The sequence below is a fragment of the Brevibacillus daliensis genome (assembly GCF_021245735.1).
GTDB lineage: Bacteria > Bacillota > Bacilli > Brevibacillales > Brevibacillaceae > Brevibacillus_B > Brevibacillus_B daliensis.
The window spans coordinates 40,797-63,520 of record NZ_JAJISB010000025.1 but is presented as its reverse complement, the minus strand read 5'-3'; the positions used below and the strand labels follow the sequence as shown (position 1 = coordinate 63,520).

Here is a 22,724-nt window from a genome sequence, read left to right as displayed (position 1 = left end):
CTTCATTTTTGTATATACACTTCGAGGAAAAAAACCTATCTTTCCAAAATCTGTGCAGTAATCATGGCTTTTCCCACCATATGCTCCTGATGATACACCTCAACCTCCACTTTACCAAAGCGACGGCTTACATCAAGCACACGTGGTCTAACCTCTAGTTCACTCTCAATTTGTACGGGACGGAGGAAGTAGACAGTTATATTTTCTGGGACCATATCTCCTCTACGATGACGGCGCAATTCATTACAAGCAGCTTCAGCCATGACTGTAGTCAAGACACCGCTAGCAATTGTCCCTAAATGATTGGTCATCTGTGGAGTTACTTCACCGATATAGTTCACCGTGTCACGATCCTTCTCCTCACGGAAATTGCTCATGATAAGATTAGGGAACGTTTCGCTTAACTGTGGCTGTTTCTGCATGTATTGAAGAGCCTTCAATACCTCCTGACGCGTGATGACACCGATCAGTTTTTTGAAGTTGTCCACAACCGGCAAGAGCTCTATCCCTTCCCATGCCATTAAATGCGCAGCCGATGCTACAGAGACACGTGGCGAGGTGGTAATCGGATTACGTGTCATAACTTTTTCCACACTTACATTTTCCTCGTTACCAATGATATCCTTCGAAGTTAAAATCCCCAGTAGCCTACCCGTATCATCTACTACTGCAAATCGTGTGTCCTTATATTTTTCTGTGTATAGATGCCACTTCTTAATCGTATCTGTCGAGAAAAGAATTGGTACTTCTTCCAGTGGCTTTACAATGTCCTCTACCATGACAATCTCTTTTTTAATTAAACGGTCATAAATGGCACGGTTTAACAGGGATGCCACACTAAATGTATCATACGTGGTAGAGATAATAGGCAGTTCGATTTCATCAGCCAGTTGTTTTACCTCATCAGACGTATCAAATCCACCTGTAATCAGTACCGCCGCACCGTTTTGCAAGGAGAGACGATGTGCTTGCTCACGGTTACCCACAATCAACAAACTTCCTGGTTGAATATATTTGACCATGTTTTCCAGCTTCATTGCACCGATCAGGAATTTTTGCAGTGTCTTATGCAGTCCATCTTTTCCGCCTAATATATGACCATCTACGATATTTACAACCTCTGCGAAGGTAAGTCGGTCAAAATTTCCCTTTTGTTTCTTTTCAATACGCACCGTTCCTACTCGTTCTATGGTGCTCACATACCCCTGTACTTCCGCTTCCTTAATCGCTCGGTATGCTGTGCCTTCGCTTACTTCAAGATCCTTGGCAATTTGTCGAACCGAAATCTTGGTACCGATCGGAAGACGGTCAATATGCTGTAATATTTGTTCATGCTTGGTTGCCATGTTAATCACCTACAACCCTCTCTATATATGAAAAGCTTCCTTGAAACAGCATACCGCAAGCGAGTATAAAAAAAAAGGGTGCAACGGCGCCCGTTACACCAAAACACGTATATAAATTAAGGGGGTTTTCATCATGTTTTTATCATATCCCCTTAATATTACAGGAATGTTACAAACGAATTACAATTGGATTTCATTCGCCAGAAACTGCAATAATCTTGTATTACTCTTTATTTTTCTCCCATTCCATACAAAGCTTGCAGCGGTTCTGCAATAATTCTGTTGATATCTTCCATAATTTGACCCAGCATACGCTCTGCTTCTAGTACCTTGCGAATGTCATCATTAAGCTGAATAATCTCATACAGTTTTTGAATTTGTTCAATCTCTTCTTGAGATAATTCTTGTCCACTCATTTGTTTCATTTGAAATTCAAACTGCTTTTGACGAAAGTCTTCCAACATGCGATTTGACTCGGGAGTTTCGCTCACTTTCTTTTGAGCTGCCAAAAACATTTTGTATTCAGCGCTCTCCTTAATAGAGCGTGCTAATTCATGGGCTTTATCGTAATTCATTTCTTTTCCTCGCCTTCTTTGTCAGTTTTTACCAATTGTTGCTACACCATCTCGGTACTGGTTTACCTTATGCTCCCTCTTCTGCTTTTACCAATTGCGAAGTACAAGCAGGACAACGTGTTGCTGCAACTGGAATTCTCGAAATGCAGAACGGGCACTCTTTTGTTTTCGCCTCTTCCTTTTTCGGTTCCTCTTTTTGTTTACGTAGTTTGTTAAGTTGTCGAATTACGAAGAAAACAGAAAAAGCAATAATAAGAAAATCTAGGATTGCATTAATGAATAAGCCATAATTAAGTGTTGCATGACCTGCTGTATTTGCTTCTGCTATTGTCTTGTGATCCGTAGCGGAAAGGTTGATAAACAAATTACTAAATTCAACTCGTCCCAATAGCATCCCCACAAGTGGCATGATCATATCATTAACCAGACTCGTGACGATTTTACCAAAGGCACCACCAATCACTACCCCTATCGCTAGATCAATAACATTTCCCCTCATCGCAAACTCTTTAAATTCTTTCCACATTCTCATCACCCTTAAAATATTTCCGTTAGATAAATCATAGTAAGTAACCCCAAGATAAATGACATGGTAGCTACACGCTGATTACCATCTCCATGACTTTCTGGAATTAATTCTTTGTAGACAATAAACATCATAGCACCAGCCGCAAAGGATAGTCCATACGGTACCAATCCACCGATTATAGAACTGAGATAGAACCCGATCAATGCGGTTACGATTTCGACAGCTCCCGTTAATGTGGCAATTCCAAGTGCCTTCCATTTATTTATGTTTTGATTTACCAAAAACAGAGCAACCAGGAAGCCTTCTGGTGCATTTTGCAACCCTATTGAAAAGGCTATTAGCGTTCCCAAACTGTCATTTCCACTCGCATAACTGACACCGACGGACAACCCTTCCGGCAAGTTATGCAAGGTAATGGCTGCAATAACCAGAAATGCTTTTCCTTCAATCTGAAAGGTATTGTTACTGTGCTCAAGATCAGTGTGTGGCACAAATCTTTCCAAAATAAGTAGAGTAAGACTTCCTAATAAAATTCCGATAGTAATAATCAGTAGGTTGGAGGCAGCAAGTGCTTCCGGAATCAAATTGAACATGGACGCAGAGGTCATTATTCCTGCTGTATATGCCAGTAAAATATCACGCCACCGATGTGTAACCTGTCGAAAAAAGAGAATAGGAATTGCTCCTATACCTGTTGCAAGAGCGGAAATTGTACTACCAACTATTACTTCATTCATGTTCGTTACCGTTCCTTTCAATCCTATCCCCGTGTATGATTTACTTTTTTATTTTAACAAAACTTTTTTTCATTGATAAGCTACATTCGTTATACTGTCTAACTGTATCTGTTACCAATAAATAGACTCTCTGAAACATAAATAATTATATATAAATAAAAATTAATTTGGTTGTAAATTTTTTTCTCTTCATGTACGATAAATACATTCCGCTTCACTTTAGTACAGAAAAGCGGATAAGCGTTAATGTAATATACTTATTACGAAATCAATTATCTAGAAATGGAGGTTACACAGATGAAGCAACAACATTCATCATCAAGCTGGACAAATCCTGTACATTCATTCATCCTACTCATTCTACTACTGGTGGTGATTGGTTATCTTGTGCTTGTTCTGCAAGCCCCTCCACATCTCGCCATTCTATTTTGTTTGATGTTAGCAGTAGGGTACGGCTTTATAAAAAAAATACCCTGGCGTGTAATGGATAAAGGAATTCGAGAAGGTATTTCATCGGGGATAACTTCCGTGATCATTTTTATGCTAATCGGTGTATTGATTGCTGTATGGATCAGTGCAGGAACTATTCCCAGCATGATTGTATATGGATTTAACCTGATCTCAGCCGATTACTTCCTCGTCACAGCTTTTATTTTATGTGCTATTGTCGGTACGAGTATCGGAAGTGCCTTTACAACTGCAGCTACACTGGGTGTTGCCTTTATGGGTATGGGAAGTATGCTGGGGCTTGAACCGGCACTTATCGCAGGTGCAGTCATTTCTGGTGCATTCTTCGGAGATAAAATGTCTCCGTTATCGGATACAACTAACCTGGCACCTGGTATGGCTCATGTTGATCTGTTCGTGCATATTCGACACATGATGTGGACAACACTTCCTGCCTTTGCGATTTCACTCGTTTTGTTCTGGATGATTGGGAGTTCGCAAGGTAGTTCTGTTTTAACTGATTTCGAAACTATGCAACAAGGTCTAATGGCTAATTCCTACATTTCCTGGGCTACTTTTTTACCGCCTCTCGTCTTGTTTGTACTAGCAATTAAACGTGTACCAGCTATTCCAGCTTTATTTGTCGGTATCGTTGTTTCTGTTGTGCTGATCTTCATCACACAACCTCAGATGCAATTGCTACAATTATTAAATGTGATGGCAAACGGCTATGTATCAGAAACAGGAATTGCAGCAATTGATTCCCTTCTGTCTCGGGGTGGAATTCAAAGCATGATGATGTCCGTCTCACTCATTTTGCTCGCGCTTGGTCTTGGGGGTATTCTTTATGAGATCGGCATGATTCAGGATCTAGTGTCTTCGATTCAACGTTTTGTAAAGACTAGAGCACGACTTATTTTCTCTACTGCAATTTCTGGTATAGGTGTCAATGTGCTCGTGGGTGAGCAGTACCTGTCAATTATTTTGCCTGGACGAGCTTTCTTAACCAAATTTGATGAACTGGGATTAGCGCGTAAAAACCTCTCTCGTGTCTTGGAAGATGCGGGAACGGTTGTGAATCCGCTCGTTCCTTGGAGTGTTTGTGGGGTATACCTGACTGGTGTACTGGGAGTGCCAACGCTGGATTACCTTCCTTACGCCTTCTTCTGTCTCTTGTGTCCTGTCATTACAATGATATTAGGCGTTACTGGTATAGGCGTTCCTACTGCCGAAAAAGCAGGGCAAGTACCACGGAATGTTAAACTAGAAAAATCCATCACTTAACATAAGAAAAACTTATATCGAAGTCCCTTCGAAGAAGCTGGTTTTCTTCCTGCAATAGTGGAGAAAATCAGCTTCTCTTTTCATGCTGTTGTGATTGTTCCTGTTTTTGCACTGAAGCTGTTTGCAGAAGAAGCACATTTTTTGTCCAGAACTATTTAAGGTCCTACCTAGCTATACAGCAAAGAGTGCGGGCTAAAAAGTGCAACCCATGAAACACTACATAGAATGGCTTCTTTTTGCACTTTCCGCACTCTTTACTGTGTAGCGGACAGTATTAGCTTCGTTGCGTGACCTTAACGAGTTCGCAGACCAAAAATGTGCTTCTTCTGCCACCCCACTACAGTACTAATTAAGTTTTGAAGCCTTTCTAAGAAGCTGCTTCCACCTTATGATGAAAGCAGCTTCTTGCTTTTCATTATCTTATCTACAAAATAAAGTTTATCAATCCTTGAACCAGACCAATGATTCCCCCAAGAACAAAGCCAAGTATTGTGATCATGCGGAATTCTTTGCCTGAAATGCCTATGATCATCTCTTCCAGGCGTTCTAACGGGAAGCCTTCTACTTGCTTGGTCACAATTTCTTTAATTTGAATTGAATCAAATAATCGTTCCACGTTATCTTCCAACTTTTTCGTTACCAGCCGAGCCAAACGAGGCCCCCACATGGTGACAATTCTCTCTTCGAAATGAGACACTACCAAAGAAATAGGCCTATCCAGAAGAGCTAAGCCAGCTTTTTCTCCATTACGAAACAGTAGCTCCTGCAACTCTTTTCGCCCTTCTGTACCTAATAGAAGAATAAAATCACCTGTTGGTCTTTCTAATTGTCGCTCTGCTTCCTTATGCAGGGTACGCTTTACTTTATGGATCATTTCTTGATTCGTTAGCATCGATTCCAGATACGGAGTAACTTTGGAAATCAGCCGCTCGTCACTAAGAAACATGCTGAAGAATCCACCTAATTTATTACTACCTTTAGTCATCATGGAGCGAACCATACGCTGCATATACATCTGTCCATCCTCTGAAAGGATATACTCCCTCACTCGATTTATGAGTAGATCACCCAATGTATCTATGGCATCATCCAGCTTGTCCAACAAAACAGGAGGAAGTAATAAGTGAAACGGGCGACTTTCTATTCCTTGCAAAAGTTGTGCGACCTGTTTGTCATACAGCTGATAGAGTGGCTGGCGGATACGAGGATGTAGTCCGCCTTCCTCATCAAACACTTCTGTTGTATGACGCCCCACAACTTCTTTCAAAGTAGCATCGCTACTTTTCCATGTGTGGACTTGCGTTGCCAGCCATTCCACCAGCTTCTTCTCTGCATCCAATGACTGAATCGCCTCTTTGACACTTTCCTTGGTCAGAAGATGATCTTCAACCAGCCTTCCCATTTCGAACGAAATTTGTTGATGTCTGCGCGGAATGAGACCAGGTGTGAACGGAAGGGCAAATCCGCCTATTTTTATCTCTCTATATGGTCTAAACAGCATACGTATGGCAAGCTCATTTGTTATACCACCAATAGCTGAACCCACGCCTACATTGATTAGCAATGTGAGCCAAGCACTCATCTTACCACTCCTATATGGAACCAAAATATTTGATAACTCATACCATAGACTAACCTAATGCCTATGAAAAGGGGGATTGTCATGTTGTTTGTACGTACAAATGTGCGAGAAGATTCCCACCGTCCCCCATCTCAAATTAGTATCCCCAAACATATCATTGCAGGACTATCTATTCCCGTAAACCAGACTGTAACGGTACAGATGGGTCAGGCAAAGAGTATGGCGACCATTACTCCGAGTAGACAAGGAGAGTCTATTTACATGCATAGTTCTCTTCTAAAAAGCCTGCATATTCCTGCGGGAACCAGGTTTCTCTTAGGCTACAATCAAATTGCAGAAACACTTTATTTAGGCCCTTTATTAGGTGTTCTGCTCACACGTATACAGCGTGATGAACACCTTTCTCCATTTGGGTCTCTTCAATCGTTTATGAACGAACTGTCTTACACCTACAATCAAAAAGGCGGCCAACTCTTTGTATTTTGTGCAGAAGACCTTCATCGAACAAGGAAAACGATCTCTGGTTTTGTACAAATAGAAAATGAATGGCATTCCGTATCCATGCCTCTCCCAGATTGTATCTACAACAGATGCGCTTCGAGAAAAAGCGAAAAAAACTCTGCTACATTGGAATTGATGGAAATCTGCGAAAAGAGTGGGATTCCCGTCTTCAACCATCGCTTTGTTAACAAGTGGCAGGTTCATGAAGCTCTTCATAATGACAGCGATAGCAGAAAATATCTACCTGAGACCATTTTGTATCGAAAAGAGTGTCCTCTCTTTGACATGCTTACCTCCCATTCTTTTCTGTACTTCAAACCCACTCATGGTAGCATGGGGCGTGGTATTGTTCGTCTCAGGAAAAATCTTGGTTCTTATACAGTAGAATACCTTCATAAAAACAAATTAGTTACCCGTACTCATAACAGTTTACCTTCACTCCAAAAATTTTTAAACAAACGTAGTAAAAATAAATCTTATGTACTTCAGCAAGGGATACAACTTATAGGAATTAATTCTAATCCTACAGATTTTCGCGTACTGGCTCAGAAGAACAAAAATGGGAAATGGGCCGTTACCTCTACAATTGCCCGAACTGGCGAGAATCACTTGGTATCCAATGTTGCACGCGGTGGCAGCATGTTATCTCCCAAGACAGTTCTAAATGAATACGGACCATGGAGAGGTAACCACCCACCATCTGTATCAGCTCTTAAGCAGGTTGCCTTACAGATCGCCGAATCCTTGGAAAGCAAACTAGTCGGACATTACGCAGAATTTGGTATCGACCTCGGGATAGATGACACAGGACATATCTGGTTGCTTGAAGTAAATAGCAAACCTTCCAAGTCGTATACCTCACTACCTGGCATAAACCGAGCGGATATCCTCGATCAACGTGCGCGTCCCTCCGTCCTTCGTCTGATTGAGTATACTGCTTTTCTCAGTGGCTATCAGACTTTACTGCCTGTAAAAAAACAGCCAAAGAAAAGAAAGACAATGCACAGAATAGATAATGATACTGTTATTTCGGGTGATAAAGGATGAAAACGTTTAAGAGAAAGTTAGGGATTTTGGCAATATTTAAAGGTTCAATCGAAGAAGCAACCTTCAACGAGAAATCATATTATACGCGTATCAGTCTCATCGGGCAAAAACTAGGAATTCGAATCTTCGTTTTCTCCCCGAGACATGTTAACTTTGCCTCAAAAACCATCACTGGTTTTAGACTGGTAAACGGAAACTGGGAGAAGGAATTATTTCGTTTTCCCGTATTGATATATGATCGATTTTTTCGCGGACCCTATGTAAAAAAAAATAATCACATCTTGCAAGAGATGCAAAACAATGCTGATCTTACTTTTTTAGGACGCGGATTATCAGGAAAATGGCAGGTTCATCAGATGCTTTCCCAGTCAGCTGACCTGAATCCCTTATTACCACCTACCGAATTATTTACCGTCCAATCATTCATAGAGAAACTGGAGACAAATGGGTCCCTCTTGATTAAACCGTTAGCTGGAACTCATGGAAATGGTGTGGTTCGAATTCAGAAACGAAATAGTCAGGATGGGCAAACGAAATATGAGCTAACTGGCAGAACCTTGCATAATAAACCATTTCGTTTGGTGCTGCCCTCTCAAAAACAGACCATAAAGAAAGTAAACAGACTCACGAAAAAAAAGGAATACCTGATTCAACCTTTTTTACAGCTTGCTACAAAAGAAGGTTTCCCCTTTGACATACGTATTCTGGTTCAAAAAAACGGGCAAGGCAAGTGGCAAACAACAGGAAAGGCCGTTCGTATCGGTAACAAAAAAAGCATTACATCCAATCTTCACGGCGGTGGCATGGCAACAGCACTGCATCCATTTTTAGAAGATCATTATCCGCAAGAGATCTGCTCCCACATTATCGATACGCTAGACCATATTGCAACAACTCTTCCTCCCTTTTTAGAAAAAAAACATGGGCGATTGGTCGAATTAGGCATTGATGCAGGCGTTGATCCAGAGGGAAATGTCTGGATTATTGAGGTGAACTCTCGCCCTGGCCGGGATGTGTTTCGTCACATAAAAGATCGCCAGGCGATCGCCACCTCCATCAAACAGCCCGTTCACTACGCTCGTTATCTCTTGGAGGAGCATATAGGAGGTTAGGTAAGCATGGAATCCTTAGCAGTACGACTCAGCTTTCTCACTTATTTGCGTGTCAAAGCAATCGTGCTCCCTTCCCATTTATGCAGGGAGTGGGGGTTGAAGCATAAGATGATAATTACCATCTCACACGGACAAAAAAATAGTAGAGCACTCGTCATGGAAGATACGCAGATCCAATCAGGCCGAGTTGTAAAACTTACGTCGCCGTTAAAAAAAGCGCTAGCTATCCCGTATGCGGGAACCATTCACATAAAAAATGAGAATGGCACCCTGCGCATTGGTCCCTCCATCGGCATCGTTACCACTGGAATAAAAACAGATACTCAAACCCTTCTGGGAGGCAGGACTCGTTTTTTTAAAAAATTATTGATGGCTCAAAAAGGAAAAGGCGTATACTACTTCTTATTTTCTCCTGATGAAGTTGACTGGGAATCAAATCAGGTTAATGGCTGGTTCCTGCTTCCTAACGAACAAGGAGAATATAGCTGGAGACAGTGTGTTACTGCAATGCCTGATTCCTTGTATGATCGAATTCCCTCACGTGCAGCTGAAGCCAAGGATGATGTTCAAGACTTCAAGATAAAATTGATAACCGAGACCCATGTCCCTATTTTTAACCTAGGATTCTTTGATAAATGGGGCGTCCATCAGCGGCTCTCCTATATGCCAGAAGTTACGAACTATATACCTGAAACCCATCTTGCTCCTACTCTCGATATGTTAGAGAGTATGTTAGAAAAGTACCCAATGCTCTACTTGAAGCCCAAAAACGGCAGTCTGGGATATGGAATTGTGAAAGTGCAAAGACTTTCCAATGGCTTTCGGGTTTCCTACCGGATGGGTGGAAGTAACTTCAGTAAAACGTTCGCGAAGCTAGCTAATTTATATCGTCACATTTTCCGTACACGTCAAGTAAGCAATTATTTAATTCAACAAGGCATTCAACTATGTACGTATAAAGGGCGACCCTTTGACTTCCGCGTTCACTTGCATAAAAACCTGGATAATAACTGGGTTGTCTCCTGTATGGCAGCTAAAGTGGCAGGTGTCGGAAGTGTAACTACACATGTACGTACAGGCGGGTTCGTTATTCCTGGTAGGGAACTCCTAGAAACCTTATTCCCTGACCGTTTTGATGAGTTAGAAGAACAAATCAGAGAAGCGTCGGTTCGTTTAGCACAATCGATGGAACTTGCGTATTCCACTCATCTGGGCGAGCTCGGTCTTGATATGGCAATTGATCTAAACGGTGATATTTGGATGTTTGAAGCTAATTCTAAACCAGGTCGTTCTATTTTTAAGCATGATCGGTTGAAGCGAGCAGATGAGCTGTCACGCAGTTTGCTTGTTGATTACAGCAGATACTTAGCCAATTTTTAATTTTATGTGATACAGCTTGCATGGATGGATTGATAAAAAGCTGGTAGAAAAGAGGAGATCGCATGCCCAGCTGGCATTCCGGTTTACTTACTATCCTACCGACGGGCCAGTGGTATCTAAGTAACAAAAAAAGCATATCCGAAGGCCATCTGGAAGAAATACTTATAGCTCCATTAGGACCTTGCCAGAAAAATCAGCCTGTTACGATTGGCTTGGCACCCGTTGCTGCAGATCGATACCGAACTCGTATCCGTTGGAAAATTACAGATGATACGCTTCATCTTACTCCGTTAATTGGAATCCTCACCTCGGGTGAAGGAGCCTCTTTTAAGGGAAATCGGGAAAATTTTATTGATATTTGTAAAATGGGGCAAAAGAAAGGGGCTCTTGTTTTTGTTTTTACACCTGATGGAGTAAATTGGGATACAAAAGAGATCAATGGACATTTATACCATAGCAAAAAGGAAGAGTGGTTTTCACACACCTTCCCTTTTCCACATGTCGTCTATAATCGCATCCCCACTCGAAAAGTTGAAACAAAACCTTATATGCAAGAGCTAGTGGAACGCTTCTCTCGACTTGAAAATGTAACGTTATATAACCAAAAGTTCTTCGATAAACATGACCTGTTCACAGAGCTACAAAACCAGAATAATGTGGCTTCGTTCCTACCCCAAACACAAAAGTTAGATACCCTCTCAACCTTAAAAAATTTTAGTAAAAGCCACTCTCTTCTCTATTTAAAGCCCGTTCTCGGCAGAGCAGGCAAAGGCATCATGCAAGTGGAAAAGGTAAAGGGCAACTGGTTACTCCGGCGTGTTGAACGAAAAAAAGCACCAACCGAAACATATTCCACATTAAAAAAGCTTTGGGAGCAAATTAAACCTCTGCTTGATAATACCCCTTATATCATCCAACAAGGAATTAGATTAGCTTCTTATCAAAACCGTATATTTGATATCAGGGTACTTGTACAGAAGAATGGTTCGGGATGCTTTGGCGTTACAGGAATGGGAATCCGGCAGGCAGGTGAAGATAGTATTACAACACATGTCCCACGTGGAGGAGCCATTTTGCTCCTTGACGAGGTGCTGCCAGCCCTATTTGGAGAAGATGAAGCTACGCGATTAAAAAATGAATTACGTAATACCGCATTATTATTTGCAATGGCGTTAGAAAAATCAAAGGGAGTTCTAGGAGAAATGTCAATGGATCTCGGAGTGACACCAGATGGGGCTATCTATTTTTTCGAAGCAAATGCAAAACCGGAAAAATTTGATGAGCCCTCGATTAGAGTCTCTTCATTAGAAAACATTATTTCCTTTGCCCACTATCTATCTTCGCAATCCTTACATTTACCTCAATCTCCTTCATCCAGATAATCAGTCCCTTTGATATCGCATTGGGACTTTGTTTTTTTTCAACACTATTTTTCAAATACTCCAGAAAAAAAGAGGAATAAAATATGTGTAGCAGAGAGGGAAAAATACGCCGACATAGAATTGGTCGATAAAAGAGCAAAGAAATGGAGCAGCTAAATGAAAAAGATAATTGAAAAGGTAAAAGAAATAGATTCAAATGATGTTGGAATCATTGTATTTTCCCATAAAAAACAAAGTATTATTTCCTCTTACAATGAAGATATCACTGTCCCACTTGCTTCTTCTGCTATGCTTGCACTAGGTTTTTGTGTAGCAAAATGGGTAGAGGAAACTCTACTTAGTTGGGATGACAAGGTAGATAATATTACGTTCCATCCAAAAGAAGATAGTAAAGAAAAATATCCACACTTACAACAACGGACCACACTAGCACTGCGGGATGCTGTTGAAGTTATGATTGCATGCCACGACAGCTTTTTAGCCAATAGTGTTGTACAGTTTTGTGGTGGATGGGACAAAATTAATAACCAATTAAAACTTTATTTTAGTCATATAAATATTACAAATAACCCTAGAGATTCAGAAAATACTGGGCAATTAAAGCAGATGTTTGAACTTTTACATTCCATATTCCAGGGCTATAAAGCTACTCCAGATTTATGGATTCCAATTATCAATGGATTAGTTAGACAACAAGCTTCGATAGGAGAAATACCTGAACATTATGTAAATCATATGACTGGTGGATTAAAAAATCTCGTGATTGATATAGGTATTATAGGAGAGTTTAGTCAAAATCCATTGTTGTATGTATTAGGTGCAAATAATCTACCTGATCGAAGCAACAATCAAATAGCAGATAATAAAATTATAGAAGCAATTATATACCTGTATGAGGAGTACAAAAATCAAGAAACAGTAACATAGGATTACCTTACCTCATGAAAATTTTGTTCATCCATGCATTTCCTTTCCCTCCTTGGTAAAAACTGAAAACAGGAGGTGGTCAAAATGACCCACAATCAAAACTATAATCCATCTGCTTTTGCACAACTTTCGGGAGCTCATTCCGTTTTCCAACCTGGTTTCGCTGGGACCAATGTTCAGGAAGTACAAGCCTGGAATTCAGGCTATCATCCGCAACAAGCAATGAGTCAAGCACCTACCAACCTTTACTCACAAGGATTTGCCAACACGAATGTACAGGAAGTTCGCGCACTTAATTCCGGACAACCTACACCAACTGTTGCGAATCAATCTTATGGTGGAGGTTTACCTGCTACATACGGCTTTCAAAACTATGGGTCCAATCAAAATTATGGAATGAATCAAGTTCATAGCAGCCTTCATAACTATCAGTCCTCTGCAAATCTGGGTAATAACGCAAATCAAAGCTATGGACCAATCCAAGGATATGGCGGATTCAACAATGTATTCCAACCAGGCTTCGCAGGGACCAATGTACAAGAAGTACGCTCTTTGAATGCTGGTCATTTCACACCTGGCACCTCTCAAGGATTAAGTAGTGGTGGAGGTCATTCCATTTATAATAATGGCTTCGCCAATACGAATGTCCAAGAAGTAAGAGCTCTTAACTATGGACAGCCTGTATCAGGTGTTTCTTACCAATCCTACGGAAATCAGGCTCCCCAAGCTTACTCCTATTCAGGCTTAGGTTCTGTTTTAGGAAGCGGTAATTATGGGGCTTCCAACTTCACGAATCAACAAAGTGTAGGCAACATCCATCAGCCTGGATTTGCAGGAACGAATGTACAGGAAGTTCAAACTTGGAATTCCGGTTACCACCCGCATCAAACTATGAATGCAACAACTGCTAGCATCCAAAGCCCTGGATTCGCAAACACCAATGTACAAGAGGTACGCTCACTTAATTCAGGTCAACCTACACCTTCTGCTCAACAACATGCTTATGGGCAAGTACAAGGTTTAGGTACAGGATTCCAAGGCTTTACTCTTTAATTACTTTTAAACAAACGAAAGACCGCTCTAGCCGGGCGGTCTTTTTTTCTGAATCAGATAGAGAACAGGAGGATGCTAATGAAACCGTACGGAGATTTTCGTAAATTATATAAAAGACTACGTACCTACGATTCACAGCAGACTGCTGTTCAGCGAAGTGAGGATTTGCAAGAGATTGAACAAATCTGGCACTTTTATAACAAGCTATCTGTTCATGAGTTACGTATACTGTGTGCAGCTATCAAAAAAACGGAGGCTCAGCTCGGGTATATACCCTTTTGCCTTACCACCGTTCCCATTGTCTTTATCGTTTTTTCTAGCAAGCTAACGCATTATGTTTCTACAAGTATTCCACTGCTTAGCATTGTCATCATTTTTTTTACAGCATTGTTAATTTATCTGATATATAAACACTTTAAGTTTAAATCATACAATGCCTTACATCTGTATATTGTTCAATCGTTACTGCAAACCAAGTCGGAATTGGAAAAGGATGCGCAACCAGAAGAAAAAGATGCACGTCCGCTATCTCATTCCTTTGTAGAAGAATAAGGTTATTTCTTCGTTTCGTTTAGACGATCGACAATTTCTTTTGCCCACTCCTGAAAACAGGCAAGTGCATCTTCTACATCAGAAAATATCTTTTTTTCCAGACAAACAAAATTGGGGAAATCAGTGATCTGGTTCTTCTGTACGCGCACACCGTCCGTCATAATTTGAATTTCAAGGAATATAGATACATCTTCATCGATACCGTATTCATTCTCTACATATTCATATGTACGGACCCAATCAAGTACACGAATCTCATTTGGCTTCAAGCCAGTAGCCTGTGTAATGGACATCACCGTTTCATTCCCGTAGTAATGCATCCAATCCTCTCCTTCCCTCTCTTACGCCAATTGTAGTGCAAAAGTCAGCACATACCCTATAATGGCCAGCAAAACGGAACCAAGTAACCCTGCCACCAGAGCAGGCATCCCCGTTTTTCGAAAGGCAGCAAACTGAACCTGCAATCCCAAACCTGCCATTGCCATCGCAATTAACAAGTACGCGATATCTACCATCCATGATGCAACCACTTCTGGAATCAATCCTGTAGAATGAATTGCGCTCATTACCAAGAACCCGAAAATGAACCACGGTATAGGTAGAGATTGACGCTTGTTGTTGTCATATCCCTCTGCTGCTTTTTTCCCTTCCAAACGGTTATACCAGAATCCGATTATGAGAGCAACAGGTACAAGCAGAAGAACTCGCGTTAATTTGACGATAACTGCAATATCTACCGCAGAGTCACCACCTGGTGCGGCAGCCGCAATTACGTGAGCAATCTCATGCAACGTAGCTCCACTAAATACTCCATATCCTTCCGATGACAGCCCTAATACAGGATAAAGAAACGTATAGAGTAGTGTAAAAATCGTTCCCAATATTGCAACAACGGCAGCACTGATCGCAGTCTCTTCTTCTTTTGCTTTAATTTGTGGAGAAATAGCTACGACTGCAGCTGCTCCACAAATTGCCGTACCGCAAGCTGTTAGGATCGATAATTTCTGGTCAGCCTTTAATAAGCGCGAAAAGCCATATACCACAGGCAAGGTAAAACAAATAACGATGGTAGCTAGTAACAATACCTTAGGTCCCGCTTCCACAATATCAACCAGGTTAAGTCGCATACCAAGTAATATAATCCCGAGTCGTAGCAGTTTTTTACTTGAAAATTGGATCCCTGACAAGGAACGGTGCGGAACACGTGAAAAACCCTGCCAAATCATACCCAACAATATCGCAATAACCAAATGCCCCATAATACTGAAGAAAGGTAGCATGGCGATATATTTAGCAGCGATAGCAAGAATAAATGTAAGTAAAATTCCAATCGTAAAACCCTTTTTTTCTGACTGTGGAGTAGCCGTCCCTCCCATTTTGTATCCTCCGTTTCAGATCGATGTCCGATGATAACAATGAATATTCCCGTCTTTATCATAAGAAATTATGAATGATAATGGAAATATTGATTTGTTATCTTAATGATTAGAAAAACTTATCATACATAAGAAAAAGGCTACCTATCTAAAGCCCCTTATAATGATCGTCTTCTTCCTACCATAGTGGAGAAAACCAGCTTCTCTTTTCACCCTTCACTAAGAGTCTTCGCCCCGCAAGGGGTTGGACTGTCCGCTCCGCACTATTCATCAGGGAAGCTCAAAACGACGTATTCACTGTAAGACTTGCTGGGTCTCGCTTCTTAATCCCGATGAATAATGCTCCGCTGGGTCGTGCTTCGCCAAGTCGCTCTGTGTGAAAAGAGAAGCTGGTTTTTCATGCTGTTGTGATTGTTCGTGTTTTTCCACTGAAGCCGCTTGCAGAAGAAGCACACTACAGTAGTCATTAAAAGGTCTTTCACACCTGAAAATTATATACTTTCTGATCTTAGAACGAAAAAACATCCCGTCCCACTCTCAAAAGTGGGACGGGATGTTTTTTCATATGTTATGTTAACTTATTTCATTTTCTTCAATTCTACGTGGAAATAAACAGCATCACCTTCTGCATTAGCCCAGATTTTACCACCGTGCAATTCCACTATACTTTTCGAGATGGCAAGTCCAAGGCCAGAGCCATCTTGAACACTGTGACGTGATTCATCAGCCTTATAGAATCGATCAAATAATTTGTCCAGATCCTTTTTGCCAAGTGATTCTGCTTTATTGGCTACTGTTATTGTAACCTTATACTCGTCATGCTTCATGCGCACAAGAATTTCTCCTGGCTTATCGCTGTACTTAATGGCATTTCCAAGCAGATTCTCAAACACTCGTACGATCTTGTCAGGGTCCACTTCAACATTAACCCGTTCGGACGGCACTTGTTTCTTGAAGTGTAACTCTTCTTCCTCTATCTGTGGAACCAATTCCTCCAACAGTTGTTCCAGCATCTCTGTTAGATCAACCTGTTTCCGATAGATGGTAACACCTTCATTAGTCAGTTTCGTATATTCGAACAGGTCCTCTATCAGTCGCTTTAACTGTTCGGACTTCATGTAAGCAATCTCTGCATATTCAGCAAGCTGCTCTTCATTTCGATATCGTTTATCTTGAATCAATCGAAGATAACCCATGATAGAGGTCAACGGTGTTCGTAAATCGTGGGAGACGTTGGTGATCAGTTCATTTTTTGTCTGCTCTGCCCGTCGTTCTTCCTCGATGGTATCATTCAATCGCATAGCCATATTATTAATGTTCTCAGCTAATTGTCCTAATTCATCGATACTGTTTACAGGAACCCTCACATCCAAATCCCCTGTAGCCATCGCTCTGATTCCTGAAGCCATATTTCGGATGTGTAGCATCTTTTTCTTGGTTAAGAAGAAAAAGCAGAAGATAAATACTACAAATCCAATAAAACCAGGTAAATCTGAAGGTAGATAGGTTTTGATTAATTCAGGATGAGGGATTCCTCTTACTACTACATACATTTTTTCTTTTAGCAAGTCGATTGGGTAAAAAGTAGTAAATTGTTGCAGCACATCATCTTCTGAATTAATTCGTTTATCCATAGAGGATCGAATCAGCGTGTGTACATCAATCTTCGTCTCATGTACATTTTTGGATTTGATCGCAATATTCCCATCCAGATCCATCAAAATAATGTCTACACTATTGATTCGGGAGAAACTGTCTACCAGCTCATTCAATTCGTCACGTTCTTCTGTAGACAGTTTCTGGACAGGATTTGTTATGGCATTCGCTGCTGTTACATAAGCTCCAGCTCCTAGTGAATTTCCCGGAGTCGCCGTATTGCCTATTACATCGGGGGGATTAGCCGATGTAATAGTCCCAGATGATTCTTCTGTTCCCGTTGGAGTCTCGGTTTGAGAAGACTTCTTCTCTTCATCCGTCTCCGGATTTGTGATATATTCATTAAAATTTTCTAGCTCTCTAACGATTCTCTGTGCATCATTATCAATATTTTCCATTCCATTCTTATAATTAATGACAACATGCTGCTCACTCGAATACGGTTCAATGTTAACTGCTACTAAAATACCAGCAAGCATACTAATAGCAAAAGACATCATTACTTGCAATCGCAAGCTGGAACGGTACTGAAAAATGATTTCTTTTCCGATTTTTTTAATCGATTGCACCAAAAAAAGGAAAATTCTAACCGGATTCCACTTCAACTTTATAACCTACTCCCCACACAGTTTTAATATAGCGAGGTTTACGAGGATTTGTTTCGATCTTTTCCCGGATTTTTCGAATATGTACCATCACAGTGTTATCCGATTGATAGAAAGGTTCATTCCATATCCGTTCATAGATTTTTTCCGTGCTAAACACGATTCCCTTGTTGCGCACCAACAATTCTAGAATGGCAAATTCACGTGGTGTCAACTTCACCTCGCGACCATCCACTCTTACTTCATGCGTAGCTACATTTATTAACAAGTCATCCACTTCCATCTGATCGCTAGATACCTCATTAAAACCACTCAAGCGCATATAACGACGCAGCTGAGATTTCACCCTAGCGATCAATTCCAGGGGGTTAAATGGTTTCGTGACATAATCATCCGCACCAGAAGTTAAGCCAATTATTTTATCCATATCTTCAGCTTTAGCAGAGAGCATGATAATGGGAACATTCTCTGTATCCCTGATTTTCATACACGCCTCTAAACCATCCATTTTCGGCATCATGATGTCCAGAATGATCAAATGAACTTTATGATTCTTTAACTTCATCAGACCTTCCAGTCCATCCGCAGCTTTGATTACATTGTACCCTTCATTAGTCAGATAAATCTCGATTAAATCTCGGATTTCTTTTTCATCATCAATGATAAGAATGGTCTCTTTCTGCATTTTGTCTTCTCCCTCACAGTTGTGATTCCTTACTCATTGTACCTGTTCCATCCTTAAAAGTCTGTATGGGATCTACCGGAAACCCATTACTGTTTCTTTTTTTTGATCCGATATATAAAAGCGGGAGGAACATTCAATGGCTCAAATGAGATGGAAACCTCGTCAAATACTTCTTCAAACTGACTTTTCATCTGCAAGGAATACTGGAAGGCAATAAAAGATCCACCAGGTTTTAATGAACGTTCAATCTCATTCACAATACGATCTCGCAACTCCTGTGAGAAATTCTTGAACGGAAGACCACTAATAATTACATCTACCTGACCAATCTGTGCATCATGTAAATCCTGAAACAACCGCTCCGCCTGTTTACGATGGTAATAGTTAGGATAATTTCTTTTAAGCAATTCCGCCAATTCCGCATCCTGTTCATAGATAAATACTTCAGCATCTTCTTTAATGAGTTGGTTTAAATACTTTGTAAAAACTCCTGTACCCGCACCTAGTTCTACTACTGACGAAACATTATTCCAATCAATACGTTTAAACATTCTCTTTGCTAAATGTCTGGAGCTAGGGATAATACTACCAACTTCTTTTGGTGACTTCATAAATGTACGCAAAAAAGTAATTTTATCGTGAATGGCTGCTCCTTTGAATGTATTCGGATTGGACAGGCCATCTTTCTTATTGGATAACCCCAATTTACTCACCCTTTCCGTAAGTCCTATTGTAAGTGACGAATCTTAACATAAACACGTAACACTTCTTAAGAAAATATAAAAATTCGACAAGTGAATTTATCTTTCCTTTTCTGAATTGATTTGTTAAAGTTCAATAATATCATAATTTGTTAAACTTTTCTGAAAGAAGGGTATTGCATGAGTCAACCTGCTAATCGCCCCATTGTTATCTTAGCTTTGATTACTGCATTATGTTTGTTGGGAGATTCGATGTTATACATCGTTTTACCTGTTTTTTTTAAAGAGGCTGGACTTACATCTATTGCCCAGGTTGGTTTATTACTTTCCATCAACAGGTTAATCCGATTACCACTATCACCCTTGGTAAATTATATATATGGTCGTGTCAACTTACAGGTTTGTATGGTAGCCGCCGTTTTTTTATCATTTGTAACTACCCTCAGTTACGGTTTTTTACATAGCTTCTGGCTGTGGCTATTAATCCGAGCCCTATGGGGGTTTGTCTGGAGCATTCTGCGATTAGGTGCATATCTCACTATTGTTGATCTGGCAACAGAACAAAACCGGGGTCAATTAACGGGCACGTATAATGGCTTGTACCGATTAGGTAGCCTATTTGGAATGCTACTTGGCGGATTTTTGGCAGATTGGTACGGTCTTGCTACCACAGCAATTATTTTTTCCGTAGCAACCTTAATTGGTATTCCCTATATTTTACTAACATTTAAAAATCCCAAACCAAAAGAACTAGATACCACCACAGTTCCTGTCGAACATTCTAGCACTCCTAAAAGAAGTAAGGTAACCATTTGGGACATCCTCAAGCAGCGTCAAGTCGCTTATGCCATGATAACAGGAGTTTTGGTTGCTATGCTGTTTCAAGGAATTCTCGCAGGGGGAGTCAGTCAGCTTTTCGCATACTATTACTCTGATCCGACACGATTATTCGGGATAACAGTTGGAGTAGCCACCTTGGCTGGGATCATCCAGTCTATTCGCTGGGTATGGGAGCCTTGGCTTGCCCCGTGGGTAGGACGCTTGTCTGATGAAAAATGGAGTCGTAGTAGGCTCTTATCTTACTCACTAATAGGAACTGCCCTTTGTTTATTTTTAATTCCGATAAGTAAGCCTATCTGGATGATGGTCTTTCTCTTGTTGCTCATCCAATTATTAGCTACTTCTCTTACAACCTTATCAGACACGTATGCTTCTGATATGGCCGCCCAGCATGTCCAGCATAAGGGTTCTATTCTTACAAGCTATACCATGTCTGTTGACTTAGGTGCTGCCCTTGGTCCACTGATTGGATTAAGCGTTTTTGAATGGTGGGGACCTCTTCCACTATACGTAACTGCTGCTGTTGTCATGTGCTGGCTCTCTTTCATCTGGTATCAACAAGCAAATACGAAAAAAATCCCGCTCGCGTAAGTGTGAACGGGATTTTTTGCTTTTTGTTCGTTTATTTCAGATGCCCACTAGCTAATTAGCTACGAGCACCTCTGTTTTCGTTGTTGTAAGAACGTGGTTTGCCTCCACCGCTGTTTCCGCCACCACTACGACGACGATCATCTCCGCCACGACGATCATCTCCGCCACGACGTCCATCAGAACGGCCTCCACGATTTCTATCTCCGCCACCGTAATTGCCACGTGGACGATCTCCACCACGACGAGGTCCGCTATTACGCTTGTCATCACCATATGGACGGCGTTTTTTGCTGCGAAGAGGAGCCTCTTCAGTCAAACGAATCGGAGTTGTGTCCGGCTCTTTTGTCAGCATTTTAAGCGCTGCTGCAACAAGTGCAATCGAATCATTTTCGTCCAACAATTTTTCAGCAAGTGTATGGTACTCACGATAGTTGTCTTCACTGATAACAGAAACCAATTTTTCAACTGTAATACGTTGTGCACCTTCGATTGCTTCAGTCAGAGTTGGAACAGGTTGACGATTCATTTTACGCTTCGTTACTTGCTCGATCATGCGCAGATGGTCTACTTCACGAGGTGTTACAAATGTAATGGCAACGCCTGTTTTACCTGCACGACCAGTACGACCGATACGGTGAACATAGCTCTCAGGATCTTGAGGAATATCGAAGTTGTATACATGGGAAACGCCGCTGATATCTAGACCGCGGGCAGCAACATCTGTAGCAACCAGAATATCAATAGTACCTTCTTTAAACTGGCGCAATACGCTGTCACGCTTCGCTTGAGTCAGGTCACCATGAATTCCTTCTGCGGAATAACCACGTTTGTTTAGGGCTTCGCTTAGCTCGTCCACACGACGTTTTGTGCGACCAAACACGATAACTAATTCTGGGGATTGGATATCAAGCAAACGACACATTACATCGAACTTCGATTTCTCTTGAACTTCCATGTAGACTTGCTCAATATTTGGAACCGTTACTTCTTTTGCTTTTACTGCAATTTTTTCTGGGTCTTTCAGATAACGTTTAGAAAGTGATTCAATCTGTCTTGGCATGGTTGCTGAGAAGAGTAGGGTTTGACGCTCAGCAGGAATTTGTTGAAGGATTGATTCGATCTCTTCAATGAAACCCATGTTCAACATTTCATCTGCTTCATCAAGAACCAGTGTGCTGATATGATTCAAACGAATCGTGTTGCGGTTGATGTGGTCAATTAGACGACCAGGTGTTGCCACAATGATATTTGGATTCTTTTTCAATGCACGAATCTGTCTTACGATATCTTGACCGCCATAGATAGGGAGTGTTTTAATCCCTGAGTATTGACCAACCTTGTTCAATTCTTCTGCAACTTGTACAGCAAGTTCACGTGTTGGTGTTAATACGATACCTTGGATGTGTGGTTTATCCATATCGATTTTCTCGATCATTGGAATACCAAAAGCTGCTGTTTTACCTGTACCTGTTTGTGCTTGACCAATCAGGTCTTTGCCTGCAAGAGCAACTGGGATTGTTAGTGATTGGATGGGTGTCGCTTCTTCAAAACCCATGTTGCTTAGGGATCTCAGAACTTGGTGACTTAATCCCAACTCGAAAAATGTAGCCAAATTTATTCATTCTCCTTTTTAAGTGACTCTACCTCTATATAGTTTGCCACTTTTTTGGACCTTTAAAGCCCTTATCTTATATTTGCTACCGATTTAACCTATAAGGTGGATAATGATCGTGTGTAAGCACTTGCTTCATACCCAACAGTCACAACCGTTCGGCTGACCACCAGGGTCGATTGGCGAGAATAATGGGAAAAACTC

At 41.0% G+C, this 22,724-nt stretch carries 20 protein-coding genes; 9 read left to right on the top strand and 11 right to left on the bottom strand.

Annotated features, from left to right (window positions below):
* Window positions 1–35: 35 nt before the first annotated feature.
* The 4 genes from LM917_RS17200 to LM917_RS17185 form a co-directional block, all read right to left on the bottom strand.
* Window positions 36–1,346: a DRTGG domain-containing protein gene (locus LM917_RS17200; protein ID WP_232698917.1), complete on the bottom strand. Its 1,311-nt coding sequence runs from the start codon at window positions 1,344–1,346 to the stop codon at window positions 36–38.
* A gap of 230 nt (window positions 1,347–1,576) precedes the next feature.
* Complete coding sequence (locus tag LM917_RS17195) at window positions 1,577–1,921, bottom strand: YlbF family regulator (RefSeq protein ID WP_232698859.1); 345 nt, start codon at window positions 1,919–1,921, stop codon at window positions 1,577–1,579.
* Between the two features lie 67 nt (window positions 1,922–1,988).
* Window positions 1,989–2,447 (bottom strand): large conductance mechanosensitive channel protein MscL, encoded by a 459-nt coding sequence (gene mscL, locus LM917_RS17190; protein WP_232698858.1) that lies wholly within the window; start codon window positions 2,445–2,447, stop codon window positions 1,989–1,991.
* Between the two features lie 11 nt (window positions 2,448–2,458).
* On the bottom strand, window positions 2,459–3,187 hold the full coding sequence (locus tag LM917_RS17185; RefSeq protein WP_232698916.1) for a ZIP family metal transporter: 729 nt from the start codon (window positions 3,185–3,187) through the stop codon (window positions 2,459–2,461).
* A gap of 297 nt (window positions 3,188–3,484) precedes the next feature.
* On the opposite strand from LM917_RS17185, the gene nhaC reads away from it, so the two are divergent.
* Window positions 3,485–4,918 carry a Na+/H+ antiporter NhaC gene (gene nhaC, locus LM917_RS17180; protein ID WP_232698857.1) on the top strand — a complete coding sequence of 478 codons (1,434 nt, stop codon included), beginning with the start codon at window positions 3,485–3,487 and terminating at the stop codon, window positions 4,916–4,918.
* 424 nt (window positions 4,919–5,342) lie between these two features.
* Here the strand turns inward: nhaC and LM917_RS17175 are convergent, their stop codons facing one another.
* Window positions 5,343–6,500: a DUF445 domain-containing protein gene (locus LM917_RS17175; protein WP_232698856.1), complete on the bottom strand. Its 1,158-nt coding sequence runs from the start codon at window positions 6,498–6,500 to the stop codon at window positions 5,343–5,345.
* A gap of 81 nt (window positions 6,501–6,581) precedes the next feature.
* Here LM917_RS17175 and LM917_RS17170 point away from each other — a divergent pair, with 81 nt between their 5' ends.
* The 7 genes from LM917_RS17170 to LM917_RS17140 all read left to right on the top strand — a co-directional run bounded on the left by LM917_RS17170 (window position 6,582) and on the right by LM917_RS17140 (window position 14,454).
* Window positions 6,582–8,048 (top strand): YheC/YheD family endospore coat-associated protein, encoded by a 1,467-nt coding sequence (locus tag LM917_RS17170; RefSeq protein ID WP_232698855.1) that lies wholly within the window; start codon window positions 6,582–6,584, stop codon window positions 8,046–8,048.
* Window positions 8,045–9,160, top strand: coding sequence for a YheC/YheD family endospore coat-associated protein (locus LM917_RS17165; protein ID WP_232698854.1), 1,116 nt, complete (start codon window positions 8,045–8,047; stop codon window positions 9,158–9,160). Before LM917_RS17170 ends, LM917_RS17165 begins: the two co-directional genes overlap by 4 nt.
* A gap of 6 nt (window positions 9,161–9,166) precedes the next feature.
* Complete coding sequence (locus LM917_RS17160) at window positions 9,167–10,540, top strand: YheC/YheD family endospore coat-associated protein (protein WP_232698853.1); 1,374 nt, start codon at window positions 9,167–9,169, stop codon at window positions 10,538–10,540.
* Window positions 10,541–10,602: 62 nt separating this feature from the next.
* Window positions 10,603–11,922 (top strand): YheC/YheD family endospore coat-associated protein, encoded by a 1,320-nt coding sequence (locus LM917_RS17155; protein WP_232698852.1) that lies wholly within the window; start codon window positions 10,603–10,605, stop codon window positions 11,920–11,922.
* A gap of 156 nt (window positions 11,923–12,078) precedes the next feature.
* Window positions 12,079–12,849 carry a serine hydrolase gene (locus LM917_RS17150; protein WP_232698850.1) on the top strand — a complete coding sequence of 257 codons (771 nt, stop codon included), beginning with the start codon at window positions 12,079–12,081 and terminating at the stop codon, window positions 12,847–12,849.
* A gap of 84 nt (window positions 12,850–12,933) precedes the next feature.
* Window positions 12,934–13,902, top strand: coding sequence for a hypothetical protein (locus LM917_RS17145; protein WP_232698848.1), 969 nt, complete (start codon window positions 12,934–12,936; stop codon window positions 13,900–13,902).
* A 78-nt stretch (window positions 13,903–13,980) separates the two neighbouring features.
* Complete coding sequence (locus LM917_RS17140; protein ID WP_232698846.1) at window positions 13,981–14,454, top strand: hypothetical protein; 474 nt, start codon at window positions 13,981–13,983, stop codon at window positions 14,452–14,454.
* Window positions 14,455–14,456: 2 nt separating this feature from the next.
* Here the strand turns inward: LM917_RS17140 and LM917_RS17135 are convergent, their stop codons facing one another.
* The 5 genes from LM917_RS17135 to LM917_RS17115 all read right to left on the bottom strand — a co-directional run bounded on the left by LM917_RS17135 (window position 14,457) and on the right by LM917_RS17115 (window position 19,480).
* Window positions 14,457–14,774, bottom strand: coding sequence for a hypothetical protein (locus LM917_RS17135; protein ID WP_232698844.1), 318 nt, complete (start codon window positions 14,772–14,774; stop codon window positions 14,457–14,459).
* A gap of 21 nt (window positions 14,775–14,795) precedes the next feature.
* Window positions 14,796–15,830: a YeiH family protein gene (locus LM917_RS17130; RefSeq protein ID WP_232698843.1), complete on the bottom strand. Its 1,035-nt coding sequence runs from the start codon at window positions 15,828–15,830 to the stop codon at window positions 14,796–14,798.
* Between the two features lie 578 nt (window positions 15,831–16,408).
* The gene (locus LM917_RS17125) at window positions 16,409–18,091 is read right to left on the bottom strand and encodes a HAMP domain-containing sensor histidine kinase (protein WP_232698842.1); all 1,683 of its coding nucleotides are present in this window, start codon (window positions 18,089–18,091) and stop codon (window positions 16,409–16,411) included.
* On the bottom strand, window positions 18,072–18,776 hold the full coding sequence (locus LM917_RS17120; protein ID WP_232698841.1) for a response regulator transcription factor: 705 nt from the start codon (window positions 18,774–18,776) through the stop codon (window positions 18,072–18,074). The genes LM917_RS17125 and LM917_RS17120 overlap by 20 nt, the downstream gene beginning before the upstream one ends.
* Before the next feature lie 86 nt (window positions 18,777–18,862).
* Window positions 18,863–19,480, bottom strand: coding sequence for a class I SAM-dependent methyltransferase (locus LM917_RS17115; protein ID WP_232698840.1), 618 nt, complete (start codon window positions 19,478–19,480; stop codon window positions 18,863–18,865).
* A gap of 177 nt (window positions 19,481–19,657) precedes the next feature.
* On the opposite strand from LM917_RS17115, the gene LM917_RS17110 reads away from it, so the two are divergent.
* Window positions 19,658–20,908 (top strand): MFS transporter, encoded by a 1,251-nt coding sequence (locus tag LM917_RS17110; RefSeq protein WP_232698839.1) that lies wholly within the window; start codon window positions 19,658–19,660, stop codon window positions 20,906–20,908.
* Window positions 20,909–20,963: 55 nt separating this feature from the next.
* Here LM917_RS17110 and cshA read toward each other — a convergent pair whose 3' ends face one another.
* A complete protein-coding gene (gene cshA, locus LM917_RS17105; protein ID WP_304502590.1) occupies window positions 20,964–22,520 on the bottom strand; it encodes a degradosome RNA helicase CshA in 1,557 nt (518 codons plus the stop codon).
* Window positions 22,521–22,724: the final 204 nt, after the last annotated feature.

Bases quoted from the DNA above. Each gene is read 5' to 3' on its own strand.
- LM917_RS17200 (WP_232698917.1), bottom strand. From the start codon at position 1,346: ATGGCAACCAAGCATGAACAAATATTACAGCATATTGACCGTCTTCCG.
- nhaC (WP_232698857.1), top strand. From the start codon at position 3,485: ATGAAGCAACAACATTCATCATCAAGCTGGACAAATCCTGTACATTCA.
- LM917_RS17145 (WP_232698848.1), top strand. From the start codon at position 12,934: ATGACCCACAATCAAAACTATAATCCATCTGCTTTTGCACAACTTTCG.
- LM917_RS17150 (WP_232698850.1), top strand. From the start codon at position 12,079: ATGAAAAAGATAATTGAAAAGGTAAAAGAAATAGATTCAAATGATGTT.
- LM917_RS17155 (WP_232698852.1), top strand. From the start codon at position 10,603: ATGCCCAGCTGGCATTCCGGTTTACTTACTATCCTACCGACGGGCCAG.
- LM917_RS17160 (WP_232698853.1), top strand. From the start codon at position 9,167: ATGGAATCCTTAGCAGTACGACTCAGCTTTCTCACTTATTTGCGTGTC.
- LM917_RS17185 (WP_232698916.1), bottom strand. From the start codon at position 3,187: ATGAATGAAGTAATAGTTGGTAGTACAATTTCCGCTCTTGCAACAGGT.
- LM917_RS17135 (WP_232698844.1), bottom strand. From the start codon at position 14,774: ATGCATTACTACGGGAATGAAACGGTGATGTCCATTACACAGGCTACT.
- LM917_RS17170 (WP_232698855.1), top strand. From the start codon at position 6,582: ATGTTGTTTGTACGTACAAATGTGCGAGAAGATTCCCACCGTCCCCCA.
- LM917_RS17130 (WP_232698843.1), bottom strand. From the start codon at position 15,830: ATGGGAGGGACGGCTACTCCACAGTCAGAAAAAAAGGGTTTTACGATT.
- LM917_RS17175 (WP_232698856.1), bottom strand. From the start codon at position 6,500: ATGAGTGCTTGGCTCACATTGCTAATCAATGTAGGCGTGGGTTCAGCT.
- LM917_RS17140 (WP_232698846.1), top strand. From the start codon at position 13,981: ATGAAACCGTACGGAGATTTTCGTAAATTATATAAAAGACTACGTACC.
- LM917_RS17110 (WP_232698839.1), top strand. From the start codon at position 19,658: ATGAGTCAACCTGCTAATCGCCCCATTGTTATCTTAGCTTTGATTACT.
- LM917_RS17165 (WP_232698854.1), top strand. From the start codon at position 8,045: ATGAAAACGTTTAAGAGAAAGTTAGGGATTTTGGCAATATTTAAAGGT.
- LM917_RS17195 (WP_232698859.1), bottom strand. From the start codon at position 1,921: ATGAATTACGATAAAGCCCATGAATTAGCACGCTCTATTAAGGAGAGC.
- LM917_RS17120 (WP_232698841.1), bottom strand. From the start codon at position 18,776: ATGCAGAAAGAGACCATTCTTATCATTGATGATGAAAAAGAAATCCGA.
- mscL (WP_232698858.1), bottom strand. From the start codon at position 2,447: ATGTGGAAAGAATTTAAAGAGTTTGCGATGAGGGGAAATGTTATTGAT.